This is a genomic window from Haladaptatus sp. T7 (assembly GCF_026008575.1).
Taxonomy (GTDB): domain Archaea; phylum Halobacteriota; class Halobacteria; order Halobacteriales; family Haladaptataceae; genus Haladaptatus; species Haladaptatus paucihalophilus.
Map to the genome: position 1 here is coordinate 809,031 of NZ_BROP01000001.1, position 14,098 is coordinate 823,128.

The 14,098-nt window shown below is 64.7% G+C and carries 16 protein-coding genes; 11 read left to right on the top strand and 5 right to left on the bottom strand.

Annotated elements, in window-relative coordinates; genetic code table 11:
* Nucleotides 1-13: 13 nt before the first annotated feature.
* Nucleotides 14-1,126, bottom strand: a complete 1,113-nt coding sequence (locus OPC11_RS04455; RefSeq protein WP_264781124.1) for a substrate-binding domain-containing protein — start codon at nucleotides 1,124-1,126, stop codon at nucleotides 14-16.
* A gap of 322 nt (nucleotides 1,127-1,448) precedes the next feature.
* On the opposite strand from OPC11_RS04455, the gene OPC11_RS04460 reads away from it, so the two are divergent.
* Nucleotides 1,449-2,444 carry a phosphate uptake regulator PhoU gene (locus OPC11_RS04460; RefSeq protein WP_007983721.1) on the top strand — a complete coding sequence of 332 codons (996 nt, stop codon included), beginning with the start codon at nucleotides 1,449-1,451 and terminating at the stop codon, nucleotides 2,442-2,444.
* A 129-nt stretch (nucleotides 2,445-2,573) separates the two neighbouring features.
* On the opposite strand, the gene OPC11_RS04465 is transcribed toward OPC11_RS04460, so the two are convergent.
* Nucleotides 2,574-2,951 carry a 30S ribosomal protein S8e gene (locus OPC11_RS04465; RefSeq protein WP_007983723.1) on the bottom strand — a complete coding sequence of 126 codons (378 nt, stop codon included), beginning with the start codon at nucleotides 2,949-2,951 and terminating at the stop codon, nucleotides 2,574-2,576.
* Between the two features lie 91 nt (nucleotides 2,952-3,042).
* Here OPC11_RS04465 and OPC11_RS04470 point away from each other — a divergent pair, with 91 nt between their 5' ends.
* Nucleotides 3,043-3,489 (top strand): DUF2240 family protein, encoded by a 447-nt coding sequence (locus OPC11_RS04470; protein WP_007983725.1) that lies wholly within the window; start codon nucleotides 3,043-3,045, stop codon nucleotides 3,487-3,489.
* Nucleotides 3,490-3,513: 24 nt separating this feature from the next.
* Nucleotides 3,514-3,882: a hypothetical protein gene (locus OPC11_RS04475; RefSeq protein ID WP_069449281.1), complete on the top strand. Its 369-nt coding sequence runs from the start codon at nucleotides 3,514-3,516 to the stop codon at nucleotides 3,880-3,882.
* A gap of 16 nt (nucleotides 3,883-3,898) precedes the next feature.
* On the opposite strand, the gene OPC11_RS04480 is transcribed toward OPC11_RS04475, so the two are convergent.
* Nucleotides 3,899-4,573 carry an HAD family hydrolase gene (locus tag OPC11_RS04480; RefSeq protein WP_264781125.1) on the bottom strand — a complete coding sequence of 225 codons (675 nt, stop codon included), beginning with the start codon at nucleotides 4,571-4,573 and terminating at the stop codon, nucleotides 3,899-3,901.
* Nucleotides 4,574-4,644: 71 nt separating this feature from the next.
* On the opposite strand from OPC11_RS04480, the gene pyrF reads away from it, so the two are divergent.
* Complete coding sequence (gene pyrF / locus OPC11_RS04485) at nucleotides 4,645-5,442, top strand: orotidine-5'-phosphate decarboxylase (protein ID WP_264781126.1); 798 nt, start codon at nucleotides 4,645-4,647, stop codon at nucleotides 5,440-5,442.
* 52 nt (nucleotides 5,443-5,494) lie between these two features.
* Here the strand turns inward: pyrF and OPC11_RS04490 are convergent, their stop codons facing one another.
* Nucleotides 5,495-5,719: a hypothetical protein gene (locus OPC11_RS04490; protein WP_264781127.1), complete on the bottom strand. Its 225-nt coding sequence runs from the start codon at nucleotides 5,717-5,719 to the stop codon at nucleotides 5,495-5,497.
* 113 nt (nucleotides 5,720-5,832) lie between these two features.
* Between OPC11_RS04490 and OPC11_RS04495 the strand changes: the two genes are divergently transcribed.
* The 7 genes from OPC11_RS04495 to OPC11_RS04525 all read left to right on the top strand — a co-directional run bounded on the left by OPC11_RS04495 (nucleotide 5,833) and on the right by OPC11_RS04525 (nucleotide 12,329).
* On the top strand, nucleotides 5,833-7,389 hold the full coding sequence (locus OPC11_RS04495) for an amidohydrolase (RefSeq protein ID WP_264781128.1): 1,557 nt from the start codon (nucleotides 5,833-5,835) through the stop codon (nucleotides 7,387-7,389).
* 24 nt (nucleotides 7,390-7,413) lie between these two features.
* A complete protein-coding gene (locus tag OPC11_RS04500) occupies nucleotides 7,414-7,599 on the top strand; it encodes a hypothetical protein (RefSeq protein ID WP_007983737.1) in 186 nt (61 codons plus the stop codon).
* Between the two features lie 160 nt (nucleotides 7,600-7,759).
* Nucleotides 7,760-8,884, top strand: a complete 1,125-nt coding sequence (gene nadA / locus OPC11_RS04505; protein WP_264781129.1) for a quinolinate synthase NadA — start codon at nucleotides 7,760-7,762, stop codon at nucleotides 8,882-8,884.
* A complete protein-coding gene (locus OPC11_RS04510) occupies nucleotides 8,881-10,416 on the top strand; it encodes an FAD-dependent oxidoreductase (RefSeq protein ID WP_264781130.1) in 1,536 nt (511 codons plus the stop codon). Before nadA ends, OPC11_RS04510 begins: the two co-directional genes overlap by 4 nt.
* Entirely contained in the window at nucleotides 10,406-11,212 is an 807-nt protein-coding gene (nadC, locus tag OPC11_RS04515; RefSeq protein ID WP_264781131.1) for a carboxylating nicotinate-nucleotide diphosphorylase, read from the top strand. Before OPC11_RS04510 ends, nadC begins: the two co-directional genes overlap by 11 nt.
* A gap of 54 nt (nucleotides 11,213-11,266) precedes the next feature.
* The gene (locus OPC11_RS04520; RefSeq protein WP_264781132.1) at nucleotides 11,267-12,034 is read left to right on the top strand and encodes an inositol monophosphatase; all 768 of its coding nucleotides are present in this window, start codon (nucleotides 11,267-11,269) and stop codon (nucleotides 12,032-12,034) included.
* Between the two features lie 97 nt (nucleotides 12,035-12,131).
* A complete protein-coding gene (locus OPC11_RS04525) occupies nucleotides 12,132-12,329 on the top strand; it encodes an HVO_0649 family zinc finger protein (protein WP_264781133.1) in 198 nt (65 codons plus the stop codon).
* Here OPC11_RS04525 and gpmI read toward each other — a convergent pair.
* Nucleotides 12,326-13,846, bottom strand: a complete 1,521-nt coding sequence (gene gpmI, locus OPC11_RS04530) for a 2,3-bisphosphoglycerate-independent phosphoglycerate mutase (RefSeq protein ID WP_264781134.1) — start codon at nucleotides 13,844-13,846, stop codon at nucleotides 12,326-12,328. The two genes, OPC11_RS04525 and gpmI, sit on opposite strands and share 4 nt — an antisense overlap.
* Nucleotides 13,847-14,098 lie beyond the last annotated feature (252 nt).

Consider the following 14,098-nt stretch of genomic DNA (forward strand, 5'->3'; position numbering starts at 1 on the left):
AATTATCGAGTGGTTAGTTGGTCGTCTCAGGGAGTTTTGAAAGTTCCTCTTTGCGTCGGCTGTCCGAGAGCGTCGCATACCCGGCCGGGTCGACGAACTGACCCTGACCGAATTCGGTGAGGATCATTCGGAGGAACGCGGCTTCCTTCTTCGAGGTCCCCTCGTACGTGTAGCAGTGAAGGTCACGCGAGAGCGGGTATCCCTTGTCGGAGAGGTTCTTGCCGGGTTCGTAGGTCGTTCCGTCGAAGTTGAGCGCGATGGCGGGAACGTCCTTCGAGACGAACGCGAGCGCCATGTACGCGATGGCGTTGTTGGCGTTGCCGACCGCCTTTGCGACCTCCTGGTTCTCGCCTTTACGGATATCGACGCCGGGCATCTTGGCGTCGCCGCTGCCGAGCATGTTCGCGCGGAACGACGTGTCCGTCCCCGAACCGACGGAGCGGCCGATGGCCTGAACTTCCATGTCCTTACCGGTGTAGCCGTCGACTTCGCTCCAGTTCTTGATCTTGCCCGTGTAGATTTTGCGAACGGTGTCGGCTTTCAGTTTCTTGACGCCGTTCTCGTAGAGATACTTGCTGACGACGATGGGCTGGGCGTCCACGCCGACGACGTGGTTCTTGAACTTCTCGAGTTCGGACTTGCTCGCGTCGAGTTCGGCGTCGACCGGCGCGCTGGCGTCACCGATGTCGACCTGTCCCTTCTGGAGCTTCGTCAGACCCACACCGGAGTGGCTCAGGCCGATGCTGACGTTGAACGGGGGCTGACCGTCTTTGCCCGCCTCGAAGCCGTATTTGCCCGCCCAGTAGTCGGCGAGGTTCTTGTCGGTACTGATGCCGTACTTCTCCTGCGGCCAGTACTCCTTGTCGTCCGCCGGTGGGTTGTAGCCCCAGACGGACGCCGCCTTGTTCGTGATGGGGTACACCGTCGAGGAACCTCCCGCCGTGAGGGCCCCGGACGAGTCGTTTCCGCCGTTGTTGCCGGTGTCATCGTTGTTCCCACCGTCGCCGTCGGTGGTTTCCCCGCTCGATCCGTTGTCTGTACATCCAGCGAGCGCGAGTGCACTCGAAGTTCCCGCTGCCACGAGGAATTTCCGCCGCGAAACGCCGCTTGACGACTTACCTGACATACACTGCAATCCATGAACAGAACGTAATAATACGTTGCTATTATTTCTATATATCTCTACGTTTGCTACTATTCTACGGATGCATATGATTCTCACACGACCGTCTTAGATGCCCTATTCCGGCGAATTCAGCAGTTTCGATGAGAGCTCGCCGTTTGTACTACGTATGTATTCTATAATTTTGCCGCTCCAAGATGTTGAAAACATATCTTGAGAGAAACGGTTCGATGGAATACCATATTATGTACGGAAATAATCTCTGTTCCGAACGAGTATATAGAGATAGTTGGATTTATAGTCTCGGCCGAACCAACCTGTCGGTATGGAGACGCGCAAAGTTCAGGTGACGGGCGGTTCGACGTACACCGTTTCGCTTCCGAAGTCGTGGGCGACGGATAACGGCGTTGAGGCCGGAAGCGTCGTGGAGTTCTATCCCGAGTCCGACTCGCTGTTGCTCACGCCGAAAAACGACCGCGGACAGCTGGAGGGGTCCATCGACATCACGAACCTGAAGGACGAGGAACTCAGACGCGCGGTGTTCACGATGTACGTGAGCGGGTTCGATATCATCACGTTGGAGGCGAGCCGCATCACGACCGAACAGCGCCGCACCATCAGCGCGGCGACCCAGAGCCTCGTCGGTCTCGAAGTCCTCGAAGAGACCGGGAACAAGGTCGTCATTCAGGACCTGCTCGACTCCTCGGAACTGTCGATTCACAACGCGGTCACGCGCATGCGTCTCATCGCCCTCTCGATGTTGGACGACGCCATCACCGCCATCGCGGAGAACGACGACGACATCGCGCGCGACGTCATCGAGCGCGACGAGGACGTCGACCGACTCTGGTTCGTCGTCTCGCGCATCTTCCGCGCGACGCTCCGCACGGCGAAGGCGACCGAGGAACTCGGTATGTCCCGCGAGGTGTGTTTCGACTACCATTCGAGCGCCCGCCAGCTCGAACGCATCGCCGACCACGCCGCCAAAATCGGCCAGCTCACGCTCCAGTTGCCCGAGGTCGATGAGGACGTCATCGAGAGCTACGAGGCGCTTCACGAGGATTCGACCGCGGTCATCGACAAGGCGATGGACGCGCTGCTCATGGACGACAGCGAGAAAGCCACCGAATTGGCGAACGAGGCGCGCGAGTCCATCCTCGACATCGACGAGCACGCGCGCGCGATAGACAAACTTCTGCGAAAACAGGACCCACAGCAGGCCCAACTGCTCGGCCTCGTCGTGGACTCGCTGTCCCGGTGTGCCGACTACGGCGGCAACATCGCCGAGACGGCATTGCAGAAGGCCGCACCGCGACCCTGAGGGTGGAGAAAAATCGAACTCTCGCTGAACCCGAGCCGAGACTGGTTCTGACCGCGGACGTTTCCGGGCGAAACATGTAGAGCAGTGCCGCCGCTCGGCGGTTCGCGAATCGAAAGAAATCGACGCCGATTATTCGTCGTCGAGGAGAACTGCGTTGACCTGACCGGTCTGGCCGGGACGCGAGGTCACGCGAGCCTTGCCCTCGTCCGTGACGATGATGGCGCCCTTCGTGATGATGTTTCGGCGGGCGTAGTTCGGGTTCGCGCCGTTTTCGAGCACGTCCTGAATCGTCGCGCTGACCGTCTCGCCGTCGGTGGTCACGTTGGCGACGTCGGTCGTGAGCGCGCGAATCTTCGAGTTGCGGCCACGGGCGTCCGTGGTGCGGTAGCGCGGTTCTCCGACCTGCGTTTCGGTGGGTTCACGGCCGAGTTGGTGTTTCTTTTTCTTGTCGAGGGGCTTCAGTCGTCCACCCGTTCGCTTTCGCGTGGAGCGTCCTTGGTCTTTCATATCGGGAAAGTAGCCTACGAAATACTTCAATGACTCGGTTCGCAATCCCACATCGGCAGATTTAGGCCGCCGTGTCCAGTTTCGCCGGACGATGAGTTTGCGGATCGCCGTCGCCGCGCCGTTTCAGCAGAAGGGCCGCGAACGGATGCGTGAAAGCGAGTTCGTGGTGTCGCTGTCGCTCGACCGAGACTGGTTCTCCCCCGACCAAGCGAAGCGTCTCGTCGATGTCGCCAGCGGGCAGGGACTGCTGTCCCACGAGGACGACGAACTGATCACCGAGTTCGACCCGGCGAGCGTCGAGATTCCCGACGATTTCGTTCCCGACGAGAGCCTACTCCAGGAGCAATCGACGTTCGAGAAAGTGCTGGATAAGGTCGTCTCCCACGGAACGACGAAACAGACCGCGGTCGCCGAAATCAACGAGCTCCAAGCGGAGGTCGCCGTTTCGGTCGAGGCCGCCGCCGTCGTCTACGCGCGACGGAAGGGTATCGACGTGAGCGACGAAGCGCGGGAAGCGCTCGCGGACCTCAAAGCGTAAACCGCCGCCCCGCCAACGCCGAGTATGGTCGAGGATAGGATTACCGACGGGGTGCGCATCGCACAACTGCTCTCCTCCGAATTCGACGGCCGCGAGGACCCGCCGCTCGATTCGGTCGCCGTCGTGAACGCGGACCCGGACGTCGAACCGAGCGAGGACGGCGCACTGGCCTACGAACTCGAACGGAACGGCGAACCCGCCGCAAAAGTGTTCGTCCACCCGGACAGGGTTCGCATCGAACTGACCGACGAAATCGAGGCCGTCGAGCGGAAAGCGGCCGAGTCGGGCATCCGCGTCCGACCGAAGGCGGTCCGTCCGCCCCGCGTCCTCGTCTTCGTCGAGAGCGGCGCGGAGGTCAAACGCGCCGTGGACGCCGTGATCGAATCGCTATAGTCGTCTCCGTGTTTTCTTATCCGTCGTCTCGCGCTTCGAGCGATGCAATCACGTCCGGAAGCGCGGTAACGAGTTCGTCGCGCTCGACGTACGCGTCCGCCGACGGCTCCGGGTCCGGCCCGTCGGGAAACAGCACTTGTATCGTCTTCATCCCGGCGTCGTTCGCCCCCCGAACGTCCATTTTCGGGTCGTCGCCGACGTACACGGTGTCGGCGGGTGGGTCCCCGAGTTTCTCACAGAACGCGTCGAACGCGTGACGGGTCGGCTTTCCCGCCTCCAGTTCGCCGGTGACGACCGTGACGTCGAAGTTGTCTTCCCACCCCAGTCGGGCGAGTTTGCCGCGCTGGGCGACGACCGGGCCGTTCGTAAGCAAGCCGACGCGATACTCCCGACGGAGGGACGAGAGCAGGTCCGGGACGCCATCGAGCGGCGACAGCGCGTCCAATATCGCCCGTCGATAGGCGGCGGCGAGTTCGTCGGCGTCGGTGCCGCACCCGTCCGCGAGCAAGTCGGCGAAGATGGGTTCGCGCGTCTCGCTGGCGAGGTGGCGACTGTGGGCGTCGAGATACGCCTGACGGGACAGCGACGGCGCGTCCACCGCCGTCGTCGCGTCCGCGAGCAGTTTCGCCCGCGGTCTATCGGTCACGGCGAGGGTGGCATCGAGGTCGAACCCCACGGCGGTCACGCACATGGGGGATACATAGGAGCGGAGTACCTTTACCAGTTCGATAGCTCCATGAACCCCGGCGAAAATCTCCGAATATGAACTTCTTCGACCGCCTCGCGGACCGCATCGCGGCGACGGACAGCATCGTCTCCGTCGGACTCGACGCCGACATCGACCGAATTCCGGACCATCTGCACGAGTACGACCTGCCCCGCTGGGCGTTCAACCGTCGTATCATCGACGCGACACACGAACACGCGGCGGTGTACAAACCCAACGTCGCGTTCTACGAGGACGCGGACGGGTGGGCGGCGCTGGAGGAGACCATCGCGTACGCGCACGGAAAAGACGTTCCCGTCCTGCTCGACGCGAAGCGCGCCGACATCGGCAACACGGCGCGACAGTACGCGAAACTCCTCGATTCGGCGGACGCCATCACGGTCAACCCTTACATGGGCCGTGACTCGCTCGACCCGTTCCTCTCGCGGGAAGACAAGGGCGTCTTCATCCTCTGTCGGACTTCAAATCCCGGCGGGTCGGACATGCAGAACCTCGAACTCGCGTCCGGCGAGACCCTCTACGAGTGGGTTGCCTCGCTCGCCGACCTGTGGAACGGTAACGGCAACGTCGGCCTCGTCGTCGGCGCGACGACGCCGGACGAACTCGAAGAACTCCGCGAGCGCGTCCCGGACCTCCCGTTCCTCGTCCCCGGCATCGGCGCGCAGGGCGGTGACGTCGAAGCGGCGGCGACCTACGCCCTCGCGGACGGCGCGGGACTGGTGAACTCCTCGCGCGGCATCATCTTCGCGGGCGAGGACGCCGGAGAGCAGTTCGCCGAGGCGTCGGGACAGGCCGCGAAGCGACTGAAGAAACGGCTGAATCAGTACCGGTAACCGCGATACGGATTATCGGTAACCGCGATACGGATTACCGCGAATCGCGTCGTCAGAATCGGTGCGTTTCGTCCTCGGTGTCCGGCGGAGTGATGTCTTCCGCTCCTTGCCCGTTCGGCGTGCTCCCGCCCTCGCCGACGCCGAGTTCCGCCGCGCATTCGACGCAGAAGCCGCTCTGCCGGTTCCAGTGTTCGTCACAGACGAGGGCACCGCAGCGGTCACAGTCGTGCGTCGCCTCGGCCGCCTCGCAGATTTGACACAGGCCGGTCACGCTCATGGGTAGTGCGACGGGGGCGACGCACATCAGTCTGCGGGCGGAAGCGGACCCGTCGCCTGTCCCGTTCTACCGGACCCCGAACAGTTATCGGCGTCGGAGCAGACCACGAAAGCATGACAGCGCCAGCGGATGTGATTCTCACGAACGCCGAGGTACACACCCTGTCGGACGGCGACGCGACCGCCGAAGCGGTCGCCGTCCGCGACGGGAAAATCGTTCGCGTGGATTCCGCCTACGAAGTCGCGTTCCTCGAAGGCATCGAAACCGAGGTCATCGACCTCGGCGGTCGCGTCCTCCTGCCGGGATTCATCGACGCCCACACGCACATGCAGACGGTCGGGAGCTACATCGTCAACGCCGACCTCTCGGCGGCCGACTCGCCGGGCGATTGCGTGGACCTGCTGGCCGAGTTGGAGGGCGACCGCGAGTGGATACTCGGCTACGGGTTCGACGAGAGCATGTGGGACGAATCGCGCTACCTCACCCGCGAGGACCTCGATGCGGTGAGCGAAACCCGCCCCGTGGTCGCGTTCCGCGAGGACCTCCACGTCGCCTCCGTCAACGGCGTCGCCCTCGACCGACTCGGCGACGAGATGCCGGACGAAGACGTCGAAACGGAGGACGGCGACCCGACCGGTGTCATCGTGGAGGATGCGGTCAACGCGGTGTACGAAGCCATCGAACCCGACGCCGAGACGACGCGAGAACTCCTGCTCGCGGCACAGCGGGACGCCCACGAGAAGGGCGTCACCGGGGTCCACGACATGGTTCGCCAGTCGCGCGCGCCGAAGGTGTACCGCCGCCTCGAACGGGACGGCGACCTCTCCTTGCGGGTCCGAATCAACTACTGGAGCGACCACATCGAGGCCGCGGACGAGATCGGCCTCGTGACGAACCACGGCAGTTCGCTGGTGACGACGGGCGCGATAAAGTCCTTCACCGACGGCAGTTTCGGCGGCCGGACGGCGAAGCTCTCGGAACCGTACGCCGACGCGGACGACGCCGCGGACACCGACGGCGACGTGACGGGCCAGTGGGTCGTTTCCCCGGAAGAACTGGACGACATCGTGGAGCGGGCTGACGGCGCGGGCTTTCAGGTAACGGCCCACGCCATCGGCGACGAAGCCATCGAAGCCGTGTTGGACGCCTTCGAGAAAACGGGGGATGCGGGCGAAAAGCGCCACCGCGTCGAACACGTCGAACTCGTGACGGACGAACAGATAGAGCGGTTCGCGGAGTCGGGCGTCATCGCGTCCGTCCAACCGAACTTCCTGAAGTGGGCGCAACCGGACGGCCTGTACGACGCCCGACTCGGCGAGGAGCGACGACGGCAGACCAACCGCTACCGCACCCTGCTCGACGCCGGTGCCCACCTCGCGTTCGGGAGCGACTGCATGCCCCTCGACCCGCTCCTCGGGATTCACCAGACCGTCAACGCGCCCGTCGAGGAACAGCGCCTGTCCGTGACGGAGGCGCTCCGCGCGTACACGCTCGGGGCGGCCTACGCCGGGTTCGACGAGGACGACCTCGGAACCGTCGAGACGGGTAAGCGGGCGGATTTCACCGTCCTCGACCGCTCGCCGTGGGAACACGAGGACGACATCGAGAACATCGACGTGGCGATGACGGTGGTGGACGGTACCGTCGTCTTCGACGGACGGAACGATTAAGCCGGTTCGACACCGATTTCTGTCATGTTCCAGCCCCTCCTCGACGCCGGAATCGCCGTCGTATTCCCGCTGTTTTTCGTCCTCGCAATCGGCGGTCCGCTCCTCCTGTGGTGGCTCATCGACACGGAAAGCGACGGCGAGGAATCCGAACATCGGGATTGGTCGAGCGCCGAACGCGCCGCGCGCCGCGACACGCGCGACCGCAGATAGGGAACGCAGAACTCATTTTCGAGTGGTATTTTCGAGTGATTAGCCGACGAAATGGCCCACCAGTCGCTACCGAAATCAGATAGTCACCTTTGAAGAGAAAATATTTTCAATACCTGCTGTTGTGGGCTAGTGCAACCACAGGTGGAACAACGTGCCAAAAATGGAGACAGCAAACCTCGAAACGGAACTCAGTCTGTTCAAGTACGACAATTTAGAGCAACTTTCCTCCGAATATCGAGGACTGAGTGAAGAAGAGCGAACGGAGCGCATCGAGCGGGCGCTCGACGAACTGGGCGACGACGTGGTCGTCCTCGGTCACAACTACCAGCGGCGGGAAATCGTCGAACACGCGGATTTCGTCGGCGACTCCTATCAGTTGAGTGTCCAAGCGGCGGAGGCCGACGCGAAATACGTCGTCTTCGGTGGCGTCACGTTCATGGCCGAGTCGGCGGACATCATCACGGACGACGACCAGACGGTCATCCTCCCGTCGATGGAGGCGTCCTGCCCGATGGCCGGGATGGCGGAGGCGCTGCAGGTGGACGCCGCGTGGGAGCGTATCGAGGCGGCCGCGCCCGACGACGACATCGTTCCGATAACGTACATGAACTCCTACGCCGACCTGAAGGCGTTTTGCGCCGAGCAGGGCGGAGCGGTCTGTACCTCCTCGAACGCCCACCGCGTCTTCGAGTGGGCGCTGGAACGGGGCGACAAGGTTCTCTTTCTGCCCGACAAACACCTCGGCGAGAACACCGCTCACCGACTCGGATTGGAGGACGAGACGGTGCTGTGGAATCCGTGGGACCCCGAGGAACAGGATTCGGAGTCCGTGGCGGACGCGAAAATCGTCCTCTGGGACGGCTACTGTCAGGTTCACGAGCGCTTCGACGTGGGACACGTCGAGCGCGTCCGCGAGGGGCATCCGGACGCGAATGTGGTCGTCCACCCCGAATGTCGCCGCGAAGTCGTGGAGGCGGCCGACGTCGTTGGCAGCACGGCGACGATTTGCGAGTCCATCGCCGAGGCCGACCCCGGCGAGACGTGGGCCGTCGGGACGGAGATTCACCTCGTCGAGCACCTCGAGCGCTGGCATCCGGAGGTGAACGTGCTCCCCCTCTGTGGCGACGCGTGCATGGACTGCAACGCGATGCGCCAAATCGACCCGAACTACCTGACGTGGGTGCTGGAGGAGTTGGTCAGCGGACGGGAACGAAACGTCATCGAGGTCGCACCGGAGGAAAAGGACCTCGCAATGCTGGCGCTCGACAGGATGTTGGACCTATGAGCGGGACGAAAAACGACGCCGAAACGACGGACGTACTGGTCGTCGGCAGCGGCATCGCGGGCTGTAGCGCCGCGCTCGCCGCGGCGCGTGCGGGCGCGGACGTGCTCGTCGCCACCAAGGCGACCCGCCCCGAAAACGCCTCGACGCACTGGGCGCAGGGCGGCATCGCCGTGACCCGCGACGACCCGGAATCGCTCCGCGCGGACGTGCTGACGGCGAGCGCAAACACGGCCGACCCGGACGCGGTGGACGTGCTGGTCGAGAACGCGAACGACGCGGTGACGGACGTGCTCATCGACACGCTCGACGTTTCCTTCGACACGGACGGCGAAGAATACGACTACGGACGGGAGGCCGCTCACTCCGAGGAGCGAATCCTCCACGTCGATGCCAGCACGGGCCAGCACGTTCTCGGGCCGTTCCTGTCCCATCTGGACGACCACCCGCGCGTGACGATTCACGATGGCACCGCCGCGCTGTCGCTCGTGACCCGCGAGGGACGGGTTCACGGTGCGATGCTCGAACGCGAGGGCGACCGCCGTCCCGTCTTCGCGGGGGCGACGGTACTCGCAACCGGCGGCGTAGGGGCGCTGTACTGCCACTCGACGAATCCGGCGTCGGCGACGGGTGACGGCATCGCCATGGCCGCGCTCGCCGGGGCAAAGACGGCCGACATGGCCTACGTGCAGTTTCATCCGACCGCGTATTCGGGACGCGTGGAACCACGTTCCACGAACCGAGCGGCGACGCCGCGAGACGACTCCTTCCTCGTCAGCGAGGCGGTTCGCGGCGAGGGCGCGGTCCTCCGGAATGCCGACGGCGAGCGGTTCATGACGGACGTGCATCCCGACGCCGAGTTGGCGCCGCGGGACGTGGTGGCCCGCGCGGTCCAGCGCGAACGCGAGCGAACCGGCGAGGTCGTCCTCGATACGACGCCGCTCGACTTCGCCGGGACGTTCCCGGACCTCGCCGAGAAGTGCGACGAGCGCGGCGTTCCGCGCGATTCGATTCCGGTCGCGCCGAGCGAGCACTTCCTCTGTGGCGGTATCGACGTGGACGACCGCGGACGGACGAGCCTCGACCGCCTGTTCGCGGTCGGCGAGTGCGCACGAACCGGCGTCCACGGCGCGAACCGACTCGCCTCGACCAGCCTGCTCGAAGGGTTGGTGTGGGGACTCCGCGCCGGGGAGACGGCGGCGACCGGCGGAGCGAAGCCCGAACCCGTCGAAGCGCCGGATCTGTTGAACAGCGACCCGGCGCTTCCGGACGGATTCGCCCGCGACAAGTTCGCCCGACTGCGGGCGGTGATGGACGAGTGCGTCGGCCTCACCCGAACACCGGACGACCTTCGGCGGGCGACGGCGGTGCTCAGGCGACTGAAGGGCGAGGTCGACGCCTACGCCAGAACCCGAACCGCGCGCGACCTCTACGAACTCAGGAACGCGACCGTCGTCGCCCTGCTGGTCGCACGGGACGCGCTGGACGCCGAATCAGTCGGCTGTCACCACGTGGAGGAGGTCCATGCTGACTGACGGCGACGTGGAACGGTGGCTCCGCGAGGACGTGGGCCACCGCGACGTGACCAACCACGTCCCCGGCGAGACGGTCGGGCGACTCGTCGCGCGGGAGTCCGGCGTCGTCGCCGGACTGGACGCCGCGCTGGCCGTATTCGACTACCTCGGTTGCGACTCCCAACAGGCGGTCGAGAGCGGGACCCGCGTCGAGGCGGGCGACACGATGTTCGAGGTTCACGGTCCGGCGACGGACGTCCTCCGCGGGGAGCGAGTCGCGGTCAACCTCGTCGGCCACGCGTCGGGCGTCGCAACGAAGACGGCGAACGCGGTGGCCGCCGCCCGAACCGTCAGCGACGACGTGGCGATTGCGGGGACGCGAAAGACGACGCCCGGCCTTCGCGGCATCGAGAAACGGGCCATCGCGGCCGGTGGAGGCGACACCCACCGGCTCACGCTCTCGGGGATGGTCATGGTCAAGGACAACCACATCGAGGAGATGGGACTCGACGACGCGATAGCACACTTCCGCGAGTCGGCGTCGTTCGCCACGAAAATCGAGGTAGAAGTGGAGCGCCCCGCCGACGGCCGCCGGGCGGCCGAGGCGGGGGCGGATATCGTGATGTTCGACAACCTCCCGGCGGCGGACGTGGAGCGCGGCGTCGAACTGCTCCCGAATGGCGTCCTCGCGGAGGCGAGCGGCGGCATCGGTATCGAGGACGTACCCGACTACGCCGGGACCGGCGTGGACGTGATTTCCATCGGCGCGCTGACCCACAGCGCGCCGTCGGTGGATTTCTCGTTCCGCACCGGCTGAGAGGGGACGAATCGCAACCGGGACGGATTTTACGCCTCGGTGATACGTATCCGTATGGACGAGAGTGACCTCGATTCGTTCGAGGCGGTCGCGGTGCGGGCGTGTGACACCGCCGGGGCGTATCTGGCTTCCGAATTCGAAACGGACTCGCTCGCGGCGGAACACGGCCCGGATGACGTGAAGGCGCTCGCCGACCGTGCGGCGGAGCGTCGCGTGCTGAACGTGTTGACCGAGGCGTTTCCCGACCACGCCATCTACGCCGAGGAGTCGGGAAAGCGGTCCGGTGCGGGCGAGTACCGTTGGGTGGTGGACCCGCTCGACGGCACGAACAACTTCTGTTCCGGGATTCCGTACTTCGGTACCGCGCTCGCACTCCTTCGGGAGGACGTGCCGGTTCTATCGGTGGTCCGCGACCCGCTTCACGACGACACCTACGTCGCCAGACGGGGCGGCGGCGTCACGTTGAACGGCGAACCGATTCGGGCCGAGAGCGACGTGGCGAGCGACCACGCGACGGTTTCGTTCGTCCTCGGGCTGGACGCGGTTCGGGACGAGGAGTTGCGGGCGAAAGCGGACGCGTTGAACGACGAGGTCGCCGAACGCTGCAAGCGAGTCTGGGAGAGTTGGGCACCCGCGTTGGATTGGGGCCTGCTCGCGCGGGGGAAACTCGAAGCCGTCGTCTCCGTCCACCCGGACGCGGTGGAACAGCACGCGGGGTGGTTGCTGGCGGAGGAGAGCGGCGCGCGGTTGGCGAACGACGACGACCTGTTCCTCGCGGCGGCGAGCGACGAGACCTTCGAGACGCTGCGAACGCTGTTGTGAGTAGGGAATGCCGGTGAGCAACGACCATTCTGGTTGAGTATCCAACAAATATCAAAAAATCGTTATAGTTATGCAGTGCCATACCATACGTTACCACATGGCAGCCAAATCCAGCCGTTCCCCGTTCGACCGGCTACGACAGCATTACGAGGACACGGAGCGCAAGTGCATCGAGTGCGGCTACGTCGATACGGAAGGTAACTGGCGCGTCACGAAACGAGGACGGGAAATCCACTACCAACACCTCTGCCCGCGCTGTGACGCCATCGACACGCGCATCCTCCGGTACGACTAGTTTTCCAACAGCGACTCGCCGGTCATCTCGGCCGGTTGCTGGACGCCGATGAGCGACAGGAGCGTCGGTGCGAGGTCACAGAGCGACCCGCCGCTCCGAACCCTCTTTCCGCCGTCGTCGCCCTCCGGGGAGACGTAGACGAGCGGAACGGGATTGTACGTGTGCGCCGTGTGCGGGCTCTCCGGCGTCCCCATGTCGTCCGCGTTGCCGTGGTCCGCGGTGATGAGGACGTGGGCACCGTGGGCTTCGAGCGTGTCCACGAGTCGTCCGAGTTGTTCGTCCACCGCTTCGACGGCTTCCACGGCGGCGTCGAAGTCCCCGGTGTGGCCCACCATGTCCGGGTTCGCGTAGTTCAGGACGAGCACGTCGGGGTCCTCGGCGTCGATGACCGAGATAGCGGTGTCCGTGACGCCTTCGGCGCTCATCTCGGGTTGCTGGTCGTAGGTCGGCACGTCGGGACTCTCGATGATGCGCCGAATCTCGCCGTCGAACTCGACCTCCCGCCCGCCGTTCAGGAAGTAGGTGACGTGGGCGTACTTCTCCGATTCCGCAAGCCGAAGCTGCGTCAGGCCGTTCTCCGAGAGTACCTCCCCCAGCGTCTCTTCGGGTTGATGAGGCGGGAACGCCACCGGCAGGTCGAACTCGGGGTCGTACTGGGTCATCGTCACGAACTCGACGTCCGGCGGGTGCGTGTCGAACGACCACGCCGGGTCGATGTCCGCAATCATGCGCGTCAGCTGTCGGGCGCGGTCGGAGCGGTAGTTGAAGAACACCACCGCGTCACCGTCCTCCAGCGCGTGCCCGCCCCTCACGAGCGACGGCTTGACGAACTCGTCGGTGTCGCCGCGTTCGTAGGACGCTTCCACGGCCTCCACGGCGCTCCCCTTCTCGTACTCGGCCTCCCGATTCACGATTGCGTCGTAGGCCCGCTGGGTCCGCTCCCAGTTCTGGTCGCGGTCCATCGCGTAGTAGCGCCCCGAGACGGTCGCTATCTCGCCCGTCCCCTGTTCCTCGACCACATCTTCCAGACTGGAAAGAAAGCCCGCCCCGCTCTTCGGCGGCGTGTCCCGCCCGTCCGTGAAGGCGTGCGTCGTCGCCTCGATACCGCGGTCCGCCGCGAGTTCGATGAGCGAGTAGAGATGTTCCTGGTCGGAGTGGACGCCGCCGTCGCTCACCAATCCCATGAAGTGGACGCGCCCGCCGTGTTCCTCGGCGTAGTCGAACGCGCCGTTGATGGCCTCGTTCTCGCCAAGTTCGCCGTCCGCGATGGCGTCGCTGATGCGGGTGTACTCCTGTTTGACCACGCGACCCGCGCCGATGTTGAGGTGGCCGACTTCGCTGTTACCCATCTGGCCGTCCGGGAGTCCGACCCGCCGCCCCGTCACGTCGAGCGTCCCGTACGCGCCGTCCCGCGCGAGGCGGTCGAAATTCGGCGTGTCCGCGGCCTCGATTGCGTTCCGGCCGCCGTCTTCGCTACCCAGTCCCCATCCGTCGAGCACGATGAGTCCCGCTTTCATGGGCGAACCGACGGCACCGCGGGGTAACTATTCTTCGCCTGCGTCGCTGAAACGGAGGCGTCTCCCCTCGGTCGTTTTCGGTTCGCTTCTCCCCTCGGTCGTTTTCGGTTCGCTTCTCCCCTCGGTCGTTTTCCGTTCACTTTCACTCCGCGTAAGAATTCCGTTAACTACGGTGGCGGTGCTGGTTGTAGTCGCTCGTTCACAGGGACGGGTGATACTATGCCCAACAGGGCACCATCAAACGGGGTTTCC

What these genes read in the sequence shown, in the direction of transcription:
- OPC11_RS04455 (WP_264781124.1), bottom strand. Translation starts at nt 1,126, where the DNA reads ATGTCAGGTAAGTCGTCAAGCGGCGTTTCGCGGCGGAAATTCCTCGTG.
- OPC11_RS04460 (WP_007983721.1), top strand. Translation starts at nt 1,449, where the DNA reads ATGGAGACGCGCAAAGTTCAGGTGACGGGCGGTTCGACGTACACCGTT.
- OPC11_RS04465 (WP_007983723.1), bottom strand. Translation starts at nt 2,951, where the DNA reads ATGAAAGACCAAGGACGCTCCACGCGAAAGCGAACGGGTGGACGACTG.
- OPC11_RS04470 (WP_007983725.1), top strand. Translation starts at nt 3,043, where the DNA reads ATGAGTTTGCGGATCGCCGTCGCCGCGCCGTTTCAGCAGAAGGGCCGC.
- OPC11_RS04475 (WP_069449281.1), top strand. Translation starts at nt 3,514, where the DNA reads ATGGTCGAGGATAGGATTACCGACGGGGTGCGCATCGCACAACTGCTC.
- OPC11_RS04480 (WP_264781125.1), bottom strand. Translation starts at nt 4,573, where the DNA reads ATGTGCGTGACCGCCGTGGGGTTCGACCTCGATGCCACCCTCGCCGTG.
- pyrF (WP_264781126.1), top strand. Translation starts at nt 4,645, where the DNA reads ATGAACTTCTTCGACCGCCTCGCGGACCGCATCGCGGCGACGGACAGC.
- OPC11_RS04490 (WP_264781127.1), bottom strand. Translation starts at nt 5,719, where the DNA reads ATGAGCGTGACCGGCCTGTGTCAAATCTGCGAGGCGGCCGAGGCGACG.
- OPC11_RS04495 (WP_264781128.1), top strand. Translation starts at nt 5,833, where the DNA reads ATGACAGCGCCAGCGGATGTGATTCTCACGAACGCCGAGGTACACACC.
- OPC11_RS04500 (WP_007983737.1), top strand. Translation starts at nt 7,414, where the DNA reads ATGTTCCAGCCCCTCCTCGACGCCGGAATCGCCGTCGTATTCCCGCTG.
- nadA (WP_264781129.1), top strand. Translation starts at nt 7,760, where the DNA reads ATGGAGACAGCAAACCTCGAAACGGAACTCAGTCTGTTCAAGTACGAC.
- OPC11_RS04510 (WP_264781130.1), top strand. Translation starts at nt 8,881, where the DNA reads ATGAGCGGGACGAAAAACGACGCCGAAACGACGGACGTACTGGTCGTC.
- nadC (WP_264781131.1), top strand. Translation starts at nt 10,406, where the DNA reads ATGCTGACTGACGGCGACGTGGAACGGTGGCTCCGCGAGGACGTGGGC.
- OPC11_RS04520 (WP_264781132.1), top strand. Translation starts at nt 11,267, where the DNA reads ATGGACGAGAGTGACCTCGATTCGTTCGAGGCGGTCGCGGTGCGGGCG.
- OPC11_RS04525 (WP_264781133.1), top strand. Translation starts at nt 12,132, where the DNA reads ATGGCAGCCAAATCCAGCCGTTCCCCGTTCGACCGGCTACGACAGCAT.
- gpmI (WP_264781134.1), bottom strand. Translation starts at nt 13,846, where the DNA reads ATGAAAGCGGGACTCATCGTGCTCGACGGATGGGGACTGGGTAGCGAA.